Origin of the sequence: Geitlerinema sp. PCC 7407 (assembly GCF_000317045.1) — a bacterium.
Classification (GTDB): Bacteria; Cyanobacteriota; Cyanobacteriia; order PCC-7407; family PCC-7407; genus PCC-7407.
Genome location: NC_019703.1, coordinates 4,149,930 through 4,163,659 on the forward strand (window position 1 = coordinate 4,149,930; position 13,730 = coordinate 4,163,659).

A 13,730-nucleotide genomic window follows, 5' to 3' on the forward strand; every position below is an offset into this window, starting at 1 on the left:
GGTCAGGGCAAGCTTTTCGATACTAAGCTTTAAAGATGGCGATGTTTCTTAACAAGAAATCGGACCGTTTACTGCGGCGCGATTGGCTTTTGTGGCGACAGAGCGTCAGTTTGCGCGAGACAGGTTGCCAGCTTTGACCCAGCCTTCGCGATCGCTGCCTTCAATGCGAATTCGCTGCCACTGCTTATCTGCACTGTCTTCGATCACCACGACTTGCTCGTTGTAGTCCACGCCGCCGATGGGCTCTCCATCAATACCAGGAGCGCCGCGCAGCACCAGCCCTTCAGACCAAGTGACCCGAGCGGTGTAGGCTCCAGGCTCCAGAGGCTTGGGCGAGGGAGAAGGCGAGGCGGCTGCGGGAGAAGGAGAAGCTGCGGGCGCACTGGCCGCCGTTGCCTTCGCTGGCTTGGAGCTCTCTTTGGGCTGTTCTTCGCTAAAGATCGGCCGCTCTGGCAAAGAAGCGTTGAACTTTAGCATCAGATACTGAGCAGCCGCATACCCTCCAAGCCCTAGCAAGACTAGCGCCAGCAGGAATCCGAGCAAAAACTTGAATAGATTGACGATTAGACGCATGGGCTCGCACTCTTTTATTCTGGCCCCTGAAGCTGTCGCTGGATGCGATCGCTGAGGCTGCTGTGCTTGGAGGCCAATCGGGCTTTTCCGGCCGCTGCCCATTCTTGCAAGAACTGGATTTGCTCCTTGGCGGTCTGAGCAAGGGGCACAATCTGACTGGCCGCTTCTAAAATATCATCTGTGGTAAAGTCTCGGTCTTGGCTAAAGCCGATGTGCATGGCTTCGATGATGGCCTGCTCAATTTCGGCGCCTGAGAAGTCAGGCGTTTCATAGGCAAGGCGATCGACTTCGTAGGTCTTGAGATTGTGGGGCCGCAGACGAGACAGATGAACGTTGAAGATAGCGCGGCGCTCTTCTTGACTGGGTAGACCAACAAAGAAAATTTCGTCAAAGCGCCCTTTGCGCAGCATCTCTGGGGGCAGGGACTGAATATTATTCGCGGTGGCGACGACGAAGACCGGAGAAGTTTTTTCAGCAAGCCAAGTGATGAAGGTGCCGAAAACGCGGCTGGCAGTTCCAGAGTCGCCTTTTCCTTCGAGACCGGCGAAGGCCTTGTCAATTTCATCGATCCAGAGAATGCAGGGCGAGAGCGCCTCAGCCACCTGAATCATTTGCCGAGTGCGGGCCTCAGATTCACCAACCAGGCCGCCGAACAAGCGTCCGACATCGAGGCGTAGGAGGGGCAGGTGCCAGTGGTGGGCGATCGCCTTGGCAGTGAGAGACTTGCCAGTGCCCTGAATGCCGATCAGCAGCAGGCCTCGGGGATAGGGCAAACCATACTGGCGGGCTCGCTCCGAGAAGGCGCCACCTCGCCGCAGCAGCCAGTCTTTGAGATTGTCTAAGCCGCCAATGTCGGAAATTTGCTCTGTGGCTGGATAAAAGTCCAGAATCTGGGTTTGGCGGATGGTTTGACGCTTTTCTTGGAGAATCAGCTCCACGTCTTCGGGGCGAATCTCGCTGTGGGTGGCGATCGCCCGCGCCAAAACTCGCCGGATGCGCTCTAGGGACAGCCCCTGACACGATCGCACCAGCTCATCGAGGGTGCGGCTGGGGAGCGTCTGCCCCAAACTCCCCAAGAGGCGCTCAATTTCGGTGCGAATTTCGATCGCCTGGGGCAGCGGAAATTCTTGAACCGTAATGGTCTCAGTCAGCTCGTCTGGAATCGTGAGCTGGGGCGAGAGGAGGACCAAGTTTTTGGGCTGGGACTTGAGCAGGCGCGCAAGGTTGCGCAGCTTGCGGGCGATCGCCACATCTTCGAGGAAGCGATGAAAGTCTCGCAAAATAAAGATTGCGGGGGCGGTGGCAGGCAGCTTCTCAACGAGCTCCAGCGCCTGCAGCGGATTGCGACGCCCAAATCCCGCATCGTTGAGATTTCCCTGGTAGCCTTCGACGAAATCCCAGATATAAACGGCCCGTCCGCCCAGCTGCTTAGCAGATTGGGCGATCGCCGCTTCTACCCGCTCCTCTTCCTGCGTCGGCACATAGATCACCGGGTAGCAGGCTCTCAGCAGCAGTTCAAATTCGTCCCGAAAACTCATAGATCTTGCTGGTATCGAAGCAACTGCACCGCTGGATCAAAACAGCCCTAGGACGACATCTGGCGCTTGAGCCGCTCCAGCGCAGACCAGCGGCTGTCGACCGCCTCCGTCAAGCTAGCATCTTGCAGCGCAATGCCCTGACACTGCTCGTCACACAGCTGATGAGGTGGAATCATTAAGCACAGCTGCTCATAAAGCCACTGATCGGGGCGAAAATATCCCTGCGACGACAGCGTCTCCACGAGATCCTCAAATTCGATTTCTTCTTCGAGGGGCGCTGTGCCTGCGACATCCGACTGCGATCGCAGCCAGATCATTTCATTCGCATCCACCTGCAAGCGGTGGTTGTACTGGTTCAGGCAGCGATGGCAAGTCAGGGTAATGATTGCCTGTGCCTGACCCGAAACCTCCAAATAGGTGCCTCGGTGGGAGACCTTGACCGAGCCCTGGACCGGCGTCAGCGTCTCCAGACCTGGAAGATGCTCGGCGATCTCAAACGATGCCGTCTGGTCTGGCAGACGATTGAGCTGAGGAATATGCACTGCGTCCATGCCCCGAAGACCTCATCACTGAACAACGGATCGCGGGCGAATCACCAAACGGCGGTCCGGCTCTCGCCCCCGGCTGTAGGTTTCCAAGTCCTCACAGTCCTTCAAAAAGGTGTGGACTTGGCGTCTTTCGGCCGAAGAGAGCGACTTCAGCTCGACTTCCTCCCCCGTTTCGCGAGCTTGGCTTGCAGCCTGATCGGCGATCGCCTTCAGGGCAGCCTGGCGCTCCGCCCGGTAGCCATTCAGCTCTACGGTATAGGGCATTTGATCGTCAGAAGCGCGGCCCAAGTTCAGCAGCGTATTGGCCAAATACTGGACCGCATCCAGGACCGTCCCGTCAGACCCAATCAGCAGCTGCGCTTGGTCTTCGGTCAACGACGCTCCATCAATCGTCAGCCAGCAGCCTTCTTCCTCCGACTCCTCCGGAGCAGACGACACCGTCACCGGCGCTGGAACCCCCATCAAGCTCAGGAGTTCCTCTAGCCACTGCTGCCCGCGATCCTTCTGACTTTCATTCATGGCGATTTCCTAAGCCTTCTTCTTCGAGCGACCCGGCTCGAAAGGCAGCGAATCGCGGCCTCCATCCTCTGACTTCGCAGCTGCCGGGGCCGTCTTGGCCTCCATATCCACCAGCTTTTGTAGATTCTCTGGCAGAGGCTCACGAGACAAAATAAAGGTCTGGAGGGTCTGGAAAATGTTGGCAATCACCATGTACATCAAGACCCCGGCCGGCAGCGGGAAGAACAAAAACATCCCTGAGAAAATCACCGGCGTAATCTTGTTGACCGTATCCTGCTGGGGATTATTGGATTGGCCCTGACCCGAGAGCAGCTGGTTCACGTAGAGGCTGATGCCGAAGAACAGCACCATGCCAATGATGTCCCAGTGAATCTTGCCATCCTCATCAAACGCCCCCACGCGACCCAAAGCGTCAATGAAAAGGAAGCCTTTGTTGGCCGCCAAACCTGGAACCGATCCCTGAAGGGTCACCTCACCCGGTTGCAGCGCCTCTAGGGTGCCATTTTCGCGAATAGCGACTCGCTCTTCCCCGCGAGTCACTGTCCACCGGGGATTGAGGTTGTATTCAGGATATTCCTGAAGAAGCTGGGGCAGAGGCTTGCCTTCTGAGGTCTGAAACTCCAGAGTAGTGGTCTCTCCGACCACCAAACGGTTGCCGCTGGGCAGCAGCGCCACGACAGGCGCGTGCACCCCGTCCGTCACGTAGATGTTTTGGGGAGAAGTAGCGTAAACCTGAGGGACAACTTGCTCAATCTGCTCTCGAGGCAGAATCTGCAAGTTCACCGTGTAGTTAATATCAGAGAACGGCGATCCCCGCAGCGTCGCAAAGAGCGCGAAGAGGACCGGCATTTGCAGCAAAATCGGGAAGCAGCCCGCCAAGGGGTTGCCAAACTCTTTGTAGATTTTGCTCATTTCCTCTTGCTGCTTGGCGGGGTCGCTCTTGTAGCGCTCCTGAATTTCCTTAACCCGCTTTTGCATGACTGGCTGAGCCACACGCATTCGACGCATGCTCCGAATCGAACCGGCGCTCAGGGGATAGAGCGCAAATCGGATCACCAGCGTCAGAGCCACAATGGCCAAACCATAGCTAGGCACGATCCCATAGAAAAAATCTAGGATCGGCAGCATGACGTTGTTGGAGAGAAACCCAATACCGAAATCCATTCGCTCTCTGCAGTTTTAGGTCTAGTCTACTTTAGCCAACGGTGGGCAAGAGTGGGCGGCGAAAAAAGAGGCAAATTTTGCGATCGCCCGCTAGCCTCGGGCACCCAGAGCTCTAGGAAATTAGCCCGAGCTGCTCACCGTTTCCAAATTAAAAAGTTGTGAGAGAAGTACCGGCAGCCCCAATTAATCTAGGGTTGTTGACCCAGACCGCCGCTCACAGCCTTGGCGCTGGGCGAAAGCCGCTCTTGCATGTAGGCGTACATATCCCGAAAGCGGGGAATCGATCGCAGCTCTAGGCGGCTGCCATCGCGGAGGGTAATGACCATATCTCCCCAAGCGCCCAAGCCTCGTGGCACGGTTACAATCTTGGCGATTTCTGAGTATACGATGTCCGTGCGATCGCGCCCTTTCCAGCCACCCGTCACAGAAATGCGGCGATCGGTGATGCGGTAGCGCAGCCACAAGGCCCGAACGATCGAACCAATGGTTAGCGGAATGCAAATAACCGTAAATCCCAGCAGGATACTAACAATTAAATCCCCAATGTGAGGACCGCCTTCGTAATAAACCTCTTCGTTAAGGGCCATCGAGTACCTCAGCGTCTGCCAACAACTGCTCTAATTCTCGCAGAAATTGACCATAATCGCACTGAACCGCCTCGGGTCTTACAACAACAACCAGCCACCACCCGCATTGAATCCTAGGCAGCAGCTGGCGGAAAGCAGCTCGAATTTGGCGCTTAATTCGATTGCGAATAACGGCCCGTTTACTGACTTTCTGGCTAATGGAAATACCGATGCGGGTTGGCGATTTTGCCACCCAGATCTCAGGGCCTTTTGACAGAGATTCTGCTTTTTTTGTCCCCGACGTAGTCTGAAACGGCAGTGCTCTGAGGGTGAGATGAAGAGTTGATTTGCGACTTCCAGCTTTGTAGACCGTTTGAAAGTCTCGACGGCGTTTGAGCCGATTGGCACTGGGCAAAGCCATCTGCTGCTGAAAGCAAAAACGAAACAGCTTGGTTTTCTTGGATAGCTGGGCGTAGCCTACAAGCCTTGCTCAGCGCTTAAAAAATGGCGCAATCGTAAAATTTTGGGAAATCGGGTTCACCTGCTTCTCCAGAGATTTGGAGCTTTGCATTGAGTGAACCCAACTCACCCCACACACTCGCCTTTAGACAGCGAGGCGAGCGCGGCCTTTGTTACGCCGCGCTTTGATCACGTTCTGACCGTTTTTGGTGCGCATCCGAGCGCGGAAACCAGAAGTTCTCTTGCGCTTGCGGCAAGTGCCGCCAAGGGTCCGCTGAGTCATAGTAAATACTCCAGTCTCGCCAAACTGTGTTGAAAAATTTTCACAGTCTACAATTTTAGCACTATCAGGATGGGTTTAGCCGACATCCACGATCCAGGTGCCCTTGTAGCGGCGCAGGGGTACATCTCCCGGCGACAGCACTTCGCAGTTGAAATAGAAGGTGCCACCGAACGAGGGATTTTTGACGTTGGAGAGCACCAGCTCTACGCGGCTGCCAGCGGGCACGGGCTCTGCCATGTAGATAGAAATAAAGTGGTTTTCTTTGTCCCAGCTGACTTCATCGAGGGGCAGGGACTTGCCTTTGACCCGAACTTCGATTTTGTCGGGGTCAAATTTGCCATCGAAGTAGTCGGGATAGTCAATGACAAATTGCGAGACAGCCAAGTCCATTTTTTTGCTGGGGATTCTGAGGCGATAGCGATCCCATCCGCCTGCGTTTCCGCCAAAGTCTTGCCGCCAGGGAAGCTGGTTTTCTGAGCGAACACCACTAAAGATGGTGAGACCAGGCATTCCGCTGGCGGTGCTTACTTCGGTGATTCCCACGAGCACGCAGCTTGCGGCAGCGGCGGCTGCAAAAAACCGTCGTGTTGAGATTCGGGTCGGAAACATAGGCGAAGTCACTAGAAAAAGGGACGGGCGAAGGCTTGCGTTAGCAAACTTTACTTATTGATGACTCTAGCAGGAATGAATGAGCTTGCTCAGGGGAGCTGAGGCGCGTCAGTCACTCTTGCCGCGAGAAAAACGCGTTTCATCAGGCCTTTCGACCGAAGAACGCGCAAGAAGGTTCCGCTGGGCTCAAACTAGGAGCGATCGCGCCTGGGGGAGTGTCTATTCGGGGGCTTTGAAGCGCTGCTCTACCGCGGTGAGCAGGAAGTCTCGCGGCAAAAAGCGCGGTACGTTCACAATAAACTGGTTGGAAGCGCCGGGAACCACGTTGGAGACGCCGTCCTCGAGGCCTTTGAGAGCGGCTTGGACCACGTCTTCGGGGGTGGCCAGTTTGGAGTTAGCGGCCTGGAAGGAGTCAGGAAATTTGGCTGCGTCGAAAAATTGCGTCTCGGTCGGGCCGGGGCACAGGGCGAGCACGCGCACACCGTAGGGCTTGTTTTCAGCCCAGAGAGCGCCGCTGAAGCTGAGAACGAAGGATTTGGTGGCGGCGTAGACGGACAGGTAGGGGAGGGGCTGGAAGCCAGCGATCGAAGAGACGTTGATGATGGTGCCGGAGCGGCGATCGCGCATCGCGGGCAAGAACTGATGGGTCAAGTCCACAAGAGACAGAACGTTGAGCTGCACCATATCCAGCTGCCGCTGGCGATCGCGTTCGGCAAAAGGCCCGTAGTCCCCAAAACCAGCATTGTTGATCAGCCAGTCGACCTGCATTCCTTGGGCGTCGATGGCTTGGGCGAGGCTGCTGGCGGCGTTGGGCTCAGCAAGATCTTGGGAAATGGCGATCGCCTGAATTCCGGCGGTTTGCTCGAGGCGGCGGGCCAGGGTCTGGAGGCGATCGCCCGAGCGGGCCACCAAAATCAGGTTCATGCCTCGGGCAGCCAGCGCCTCTGCGAAGGTCGCCCCGATCCCCGAGGATGCACCTGTGATTAAAGCCGTTTCCATGGGAAATAATCCTTTGACACCATGCCCATCCTAGCGAGGGTCCGCCAGCAGCTGACGGAGCGATCGCTCTAGCAGGCCGATCATCACGGCGGGCAGCTCGAGATGGGGCCAGACGCCGGTTTCAGCGATCGCCTCAAAAGACTTCACCGCCTGGGGATTGAGCGTGGCCAGCCGTCGGCCCGTTTCGCAGGGCGTAAAGCGCGCCTCTTCTCCCCAAAAGACGGCCGTCGGCACCGTCAGCTGCCCCACATAGCGGGCCAGATCGAAGCACAGATCGCCCCGCAAAGACGCCAAGGCCGCATATTCCGCGTTGGGCTGGAGCGCCGAAGCCAGGTAGGCCTGGACCATTTCTTCAGAAATGCGATCGCGGCGGGCAAACAGAAACTGCGCCATGAAATTTCGCACCGCCTCTGCATTGGCGGCCCCTACGGCGTACAGCAGGCGATCGAGCCCTGGCACCCGCGCCAACTGCGCTGCCAAGCCTCGCTGGTAGTCCAGACCAAAGTCGCCAAAGCCCGTTGGGCAGACCAGCAGCAGCGCCCGGAACCAAGTCGGCTGCTCGATGGCCAGACGAATGACCATCCCCGCTGTCAGCGACGACGCCACGACCACCGCTGGCGTCGCGGTCGCCGCCGCCAAAAGCTCGCCCAGCATCTGGTGATAATCTGCCACCTGATAGTCCCGCACCGGGTGCGCCGACTGGCCCCATCCCACCAAGTCCGGTGCCAGGACTCGGTAGCGTCCCGCAAAGGCTGGATACACTTTGGACCACTCGTACGCCGAAGAGCCGCCCCCCACGCTGTGGAGAAACACCAGCGGCGGCGCTGCATCGCTCTCCCCTCCAGATGCGGTGTAGTACACCATCGTCCCGAGGGAAGTGTTGACGGAGCGAGATTCAAAGCCCGGTGGCTGGAACCGGTCGACCATCTCGATCGCCTACAAAATGGATGAAATGGGGCGGCGCTTGCGAATGTCCATCGCTTCGGCCAAGCTGGTCTCGCCCCAGTCAAGGGGATGACTCTCTTCGGGAGCGAGCACAGTCACCATGGGCTGCGATGCAGGGGCCATGTTTTGGGGAGCGGGCGATCGCAGAGGCGCCCGACGGCGGCCTTTCGGTCCCGACGCCTGGGTAGGACGCACCTTACGCTTGGGGGAGCGAGCCGCTTGCGTCTTGAGCACCGGCTTGGTCTTCCGGGCGGGGCCGCGCCGACGAGCGGCCGACGGACTCGACACCAGCAGCCGCGAGACGATCAGCGAGCCGCCAGCACAGCCTAGGGCGATCGCGCCAAACACCCACAGCGGAATCCCAGACTCCGACTCTGGCGCCGGCGGCGCAGCTTTCGGATCGGGTTTCGCCGCCTGCGACGGCTTGGCCGCTGGAGCCGGGGAAGGCTTCGACGCGGCGGGCGAGGAGTTCACCAAGGCCACTCCCGGCTTGGGAGACTCCGCCACAGGTTGCGGCTTAAATTCGGGGAGCTGAGGCCCAGGGCTAATCAGCGCATTCATAGCAGCCCCGCCCATGACAAGGGCCACAGAGAGGGCCGCCGCCCAGGTCAGCAGCGGTCGTTGCTGAATTAGCTTGAGGGACCAGTCCCACAAGGCAAAAGCTGGATTGTCTTGACTGGATGATGGAACCATAGAGCTTGCTCTTGGTGGCAGAGTAATGGGCTCCGTCTTCGCTAAGTCACTCATCCGAAAAATCGCCAGCTTTCGAGAGAGCACCCTCAAAATCTGATTTCCGGCCTAGGGCCATGACCAGAAACAGAGCATTTTCATATGACGAACGACTTAACTGCGGGTTTTGCCCTCGATTGTACGTGTTTCCGCCAGAACTCACCACCACTCCCAAGGAGAGTTTCGTGAGGTCTGACATTAGGTCGATTCTCGTTCGAGGGCCAATTGCACCAGCTGGTGCAGCAGCTCTTCAAAGGGAACGCCGCTGGCCTCCCAGAGTTTGGGATACATACTGGTGGCGGTGAAGCCCGGCAGCGTGTTGACTTCGTTGAGGAAAATTTCGCCGGTCGCTTCGACGTAGAAGAAGTCTAGGCGAGCAAGGCCAGCGGCGTCGATGGCTCGGAAAGCCTGAATTGCCCGCTCTTGGATTTCGCGGGCGATCGCCTCTGGCAGCTGCGCCGGAATGAAGAGATCGGCTTGGCCGTCGGTGTATTTGGTTTCGTAGTCGTAGAAGTCGCTTTGATAGGTGATTTCACCCACTACCGAGGCTTTGGGGTTGTCGTTCCCCAAGACCGCGCACTCGACTTCGCGCGCCGTGACGCCCGCTTCGACGATCAGGCGGCGATCGTAGCTGGCGGCGCTGTCTAGGGCGGCTTCTAGCTGGGCGCGATCGCGCACCTTCGAAATTCCCACCGACGATCCCAGGTTGGCAGGCTTGACGAAGCAGGGGTAGCCCAGGGCCACCTCGATGTCGTCGCAAAGTTTCGGAAAGATGCAGGGATTGGACCAAACTTGGGCGCGATCGACCCCTAGGTATTTCACCTGGGGCAGTCCGGCTTGGGCAAAGGCGGATTTCATGGCTAGCTTGTCCATGCCGACGCTGGAGGCCAAAACGCTAGAGCCCACGCAGGGCGCCTGCATCAGCCGCAGGAGGCCCTGCACAGCGCCGTCTTCCCCATTGGGGCCGTGCAGAATCGGGAACCACACCTGGATTTCGGCCGCTTCGGGCGGAAACTGCCAGAGGTGCGATCGCGCCTCTGGGGTGAGGTCGTCGTTGACCGGCAGGGGCTTGCCCGCCGCCAAAACCTGCTCGGCGATCGCTGGCCCTTGCCAAACACCATCCTTTTGGATGTAAAAGGGCTGGAGGTCGTAGCGATCGAGGTTGCCCGCGCTGCGAAATCCCTGGGCGATCGCCCGTGCCGAAGCAATGGAGACCTCGTGCTCCCCAGAGCGTCCACCAAACAGTAGACCGACCCGCAGCTTTGCCATCATTCTCTTCTCAGGACAACAGATTGGGGAATAGCGTAGCACAACCGCTGTCCCAGCCTATCTGTGGCCCGCAGCAGCCTCTAGTCCTGGGAAGCGTCCGGGCGATCGCCCTTCTGGGACACCGGCGATCGCCGATGAGGACTAGTCGCTAGCCCCGCCAAAAATGCCCCAAAAATTCCGCCGCTCCAGAGCCCTGTCGTCGAGCCCTGCCACACAGCGCCGGGCATTACCCAGGCTTGGCACGCTGAACGTGCCGCCGCGCCCCAGCGTTCGCAAGCGCGCGATCGCCACGCCCAGCTGGTCTGGCTGCCCAGATAGGCACCCGCTGCCGCCATGACCCAGGCCGCCATAGTGCACACCAGCGTTCGCTGTAGGTTCGACACTCTCAGAGCCCCCGAGCGATGCAAGTAAGTTTTCTCTGGGGCGATCGCCGCCCCCTGCCTCAGCCCGTATTGCGCATCCCCGCCGCAATACCATTGATCGTCAGCAGCGCCCCCCGCAGCAGCTCGCCGCGGCTATAGCGCGATCGGATGAAGCCCGACGCCGACTGGGCCTTGTGCTGGCGCAGACGCTTTAGCAAAGACACCTGCAAAAAGCCCAGCGGCACGATCGTGCCATTGCGCAACTGCACCGATCGCTGCAAATCCGGATCGCCATCGAGCAAGCGCTGATTGCCCGTAATCGTCAGCACCATCTCGCGCGTCAAATGATACTCCGACGAGATCTGGCTAAACACCTTCTCAAAGCGCTCTATGTCTTCAGACTGAGAGAGCTCCTGCACGTAGTGGTTGGCAATCTGCAAGTCCACCTTGGACAGCGTCATCTCCACCTTCGAGACCGCCATTCGGAAGAACGGCCACTTGTAATAGAAGTAGCGCAGCAGCTTGAGGTTTTCCTCCGGCTCCTCCTGCAAGAAATCTCGCAGGGCCGTGCCGACCCCATACCAGGAAGGCAGCAAGAAGCGGCTCTGGGTCCAGCTAAAGACCCAGGGAATGGCCCGCAGACTGCTAAAGTCACGCTTGCCGCCCCGACGCGACGGTCGAGAGCTGATCTGAAGCTGACTGATTTCCTCGATGGGCGTCACCTGATGGAAGAAATCCAGGAAATCCGGCTGCTCGTGAATGAGCGCACGGTAGTGCCGGCGCGATCGCTGGGCCAGCTCCTCCATGATTTCGTTCCACGGCTGAATGTCATCAAAGCCATTGCGCAGCAGGCTCGCCTGAATCACTGCCGTCGCCACCGTCTCCAGGTTGTAGAGCGCCAGCTCCGGCAGCGAATACTTCGACGCCAGCACCTCGCCCTGCTCGGTGATCTTGATGCGGCCATTGATGCTGTGGCCCGGTTGCGCCAAAATCGCCTCGTAGGCCGGACCGCCGCCTCGGCCCACCGAGCCGCCTCGACCGTGGAAGATCCGCAGCCGAACGCTGAACTCCTCCGCCAGCTGCTGCAGCGCCTTTTGCGCCTTGTGGATTTCCCAGTTGCTGCTGAGGAAGCCCGAGTCCTTGTTGCTGTCCGAATAGCCCAGCATCACTTCTTGGGGCGAGGGGCTGCCTTCTTGGGCTTGGTAGCCGCCCGCCAAGTAGGACCGGTACAGCGACAGCTCAAACAGCTCCCGCATCACCGACGGGGCGCGCTGCAAGTCTTCCACCGTCTCAAACAGGGGCACTACCTGGAGCGTCCCCGACCCCGTCGCCGGATCGTACAGACCCGCTTCTTTGGCCAGGAGCAGCACCTCCAGCAGGTCGCTCACCTCGTGGCTCATGCTGATGACGTAGGTCTGGCAAATCGCCGGCCCAAACTCCTGCTGCAATCGCCGCACCATCCGAAAAGTCTCGATGATTTCGCAGGTCTTTTCCGAGAAGGGCAGCTCTGCCGGAATCAGGGGACGCCGGGTTTGCAGCTCGCTGGCGAGCCACGCCGTGCGCTCTGCCTCCGAGAGATCGTTGTAGGGCTGAGGCAGGATCTGCAAGTAGCCGACGATTTCGTTGATGGTGTCAGAGTGGCGAGAGCTCTCTTGACGGATGTCCAGGTAGGCCAGGTTGAAGCCGTAGATCTCTACCTGACACAGCAGATCTTCCAGGTCGCGGCAGCTCAGGCCTGTTTCTTGCAGGTTGTGGTGGATCAGGCGCAGCTCATTCTGAAATTCTTCGCCCGAGCGATAAAACGTCGCTGGGTTGAGCTCTTCGCGGACTGCCTGATCTTTTTCGTCAAAGTTGTATAGCCGCCAGTTGCGATCGCGCGTGTTCTCTAGGCGCTTGAGGATATAGGACAGCTTGAGGCGATAGGGCTCCTGTCGGTAGCGGATCGCCAGCTGATCGTAGACCTCGGGCATCTGGACCTGGTCTTGCTCCAGAGACTCCAGCAGATCCGGCAGCACATCGCTCCAGTGCAGCGACAGGCTCAGCAGGTTGATCAGGCGTCGCACCGACTGGATGTACTTCTCGAGGACCAAGTTGCGCTGGTAGCAGGCCGTTTGCCAGGTAATCTTGGGGGTGACCGAGGGGTTGCCGTCGCGGTCAGAGCCCACCCAGGAGCCGAACTTGCAGAAGTCGTAGCTGGGGGGATTTAGGCTGGGGAACGCTGTCTCGACCGCGCGCTTACAGCGGTGATACAGCTGGGGAATCACGTCAAACAGGACTTCTTGGAAGTAGTGAAGGGTGTAGTCTACTTCGTCTAGAACGGTGGGCTTGAACTGGTGCAGCTCGTCGGTGCGCCACCACAGGCGGATTTCTTCGGTCAGCTGGTCCCGCAGAGATTCGACTTCCCAGGAGGACGTGACGCCTAGGGCCTGATTGCTTTCTTCGGCTTGGTCGAGCTGGCGCAGGATGTGGGCGATGCGGCGCTGCTTGTCGCGGATGGTGTGGCGCACGATTTCGGTGGGGTGCGCCGTGAAGACCAGCCGCACATCGAGCTGATCGAGGAGATTTTGGATGTGCTGGGGCGGGACGTTGAGCTTGCGCAGCTTGGGAAACAGGCCGTGGAAGGTGGTCAGTTCCCGGCGAGCTGCGGTGCTCTCTTCGAGGCTTTTGGCCAGGAAATCAGCTTTGAGATGGCCCAGATCGTCGGCGGTTTCTTCGATGACGGGAGGTTTGCGATCGCTGGCCTCGGCTTGGGGAGAGTCGTAGGCCGCGCGATACTGCTGCTGCTGACCGCGCTGCTCGTAGTGCTGCTCGACGATGTTGATGAGCTGGAAGTAAAGCGCGAAGGCCCGCGCTGCTCGAATCGCGTCGTTGAGGTCCAGCTTTTCGACGAGCTTGAGGACTTCGGTTTCTTGGAAGTTGGGGGCCTGACCCTCGGGTGAACAGAGGTCCCGCAGTTGCTGGAGCAGATCCACCAGCTCTTGACCGCATTCCTGCTGGAGTACGAACTCCCACAGATCCTCGACAACCTTGAGCCGATGGCGCAAAAACAAGTTGGAACTGAGCGGAACCGCCGCGTTTTCTGAAGCAAGCATAGAATCTGCGACTGGAGAAGTGGAAGGTTGAGCGTGGTCGACGGAGGCCGAAGGAGGAACTCCGTTGGATGAGTG

Annotated in this window: 15 protein-coding genes; all 15 read right to left on the reverse strand. The window is 58.7% G+C overall.

Annotation, left to right across the window (positions count from 1 at the left end):
• Positions 1-105: 105 nt before the first annotated feature.
• Entirely contained in the window at positions 106-573 is a 468-nt protein-coding gene (locus tag GEI7407_RS16925) for an SH3 domain-containing protein (RefSeq protein WP_015173428.1), read from the reverse strand.
• Positions 574-587: 14 nt separating this feature from the next.
• Positions 588-2,111 (reverse strand): AAA family ATPase, encoded by a 1,524-nt coding sequence (locus GEI7407_RS16930; RefSeq protein ID WP_015173429.1) that lies wholly within the window; start codon positions 2,109-2,111, stop codon positions 588-590.
• Positions 2,112-2,158: 47 nt separating this feature from the next.
• Complete coding sequence (locus tag GEI7407_RS16935) at positions 2,159-2,662, reverse strand: DUF177 domain-containing protein (protein WP_015173430.1); 504 nt, start codon at positions 2,660-2,662, stop codon at positions 2,159-2,161.
• Positions 2,663-2,677: 15 nt separating this feature from the next.
• The gene (locus GEI7407_RS16940; RefSeq protein WP_015173431.1) at positions 2,678-3,178 is read right to left on the reverse strand and encodes a R3H domain-containing nucleic acid-binding protein; all 501 of its coding nucleotides are present in this window, start codon (positions 3,176-3,178) and stop codon (positions 2,678-2,680) included.
• 9 nt (positions 3,179-3,187) lie between these two features.
• Positions 3,188-4,342, reverse strand: coding sequence for a membrane protein insertase YidC (yidC, locus tag GEI7407_RS16945; RefSeq protein WP_015173432.1), 1,155 nt, complete (start codon positions 4,340-4,342; stop codon positions 3,188-3,190).
• 188 nt (positions 4,343-4,530) lie between these two features.
• The gene (locus GEI7407_RS16950; RefSeq protein ID WP_015173433.1) at positions 4,531-4,929 is read right to left on the reverse strand and encodes a PH domain-containing protein; all 399 of its coding nucleotides are present in this window, start codon (positions 4,927-4,929) and stop codon (positions 4,531-4,533) included.
• Complete coding sequence (rnpA, locus tag GEI7407_RS20435) at positions 4,919-5,329, reverse strand: ribonuclease P protein component (protein WP_015173434.1); 411 nt, start codon at positions 5,327-5,329, stop codon at positions 4,919-4,921. Before rnpA ends, GEI7407_RS16950 begins: the two co-directional genes overlap by 11 nt.
• Before the next feature lie 183 nt (positions 5,330-5,512).
• Positions 5,513-5,650 carry a 50S ribosomal protein L34 gene (gene rpmH, locus GEI7407_RS20440; RefSeq protein WP_015173435.1) on the reverse strand — a complete coding sequence of 46 codons (138 nt, stop codon included), beginning with the start codon at positions 5,648-5,650 and terminating at the stop codon, positions 5,513-5,515.
• Between the two features lie 75 nt (positions 5,651-5,725).
• Positions 5,726-6,259: a DUF2808 domain-containing protein gene (locus GEI7407_RS16955; protein WP_015173436.1), complete on the reverse strand. Its 534-nt coding sequence runs from the start codon at positions 6,257-6,259 to the stop codon at positions 5,726-5,728.
• Between the two features lie 219 nt (positions 6,260-6,478).
• A complete protein-coding gene (locus GEI7407_RS16960) occupies positions 6,479-7,258 on the reverse strand; it encodes an SDR family oxidoreductase (protein ID WP_015173437.1) in 780 nt (259 codons plus the stop codon).
• Positions 7,259-7,288: 30 nt separating this feature from the next.
• Complete coding sequence (locus GEI7407_RS16965; RefSeq protein ID WP_015173438.1) at positions 7,289-8,185, reverse strand: alpha/beta fold hydrolase; 897 nt, start codon at positions 8,183-8,185, stop codon at positions 7,289-7,291.
• A 9-nt stretch (positions 8,186-8,194) separates the two neighbouring features.
• Positions 8,195-8,896, reverse strand: a complete 702-nt coding sequence (locus GEI7407_RS16970; RefSeq protein WP_015173439.1) for a hypothetical protein — start codon at positions 8,894-8,896, stop codon at positions 8,195-8,197.
• 234 nt (positions 8,897-9,130) lie between these two features.
• Positions 9,131-10,201 (reverse strand): D-alanine--D-alanine ligase family protein, encoded by a 1,071-nt coding sequence (locus GEI7407_RS16975; protein WP_041269186.1) that lies wholly within the window; start codon positions 10,199-10,201, stop codon positions 9,131-9,133.
• 80 nt (positions 10,202-10,281) lie between these two features.
• On the reverse strand, positions 10,282-10,551 hold the full coding sequence (locus GEI7407_RS16980) for a hypothetical protein (RefSeq protein ID WP_071880859.1): 270 nt from the start codon (positions 10,549-10,551) through the stop codon (positions 10,282-10,284).
• 92 nt (positions 10,552-10,643) lie between these two features.
• Positions 10,644-13,655 (reverse strand): phosphoenolpyruvate carboxylase, encoded by a 3,012-nt coding sequence (gene ppc / locus GEI7407_RS16985; RefSeq protein WP_015173442.1) that lies wholly within the window; start codon positions 13,653-13,655, stop codon positions 10,644-10,646.
• Positions 13,656-13,730: the final 75 nt, after the last annotated feature.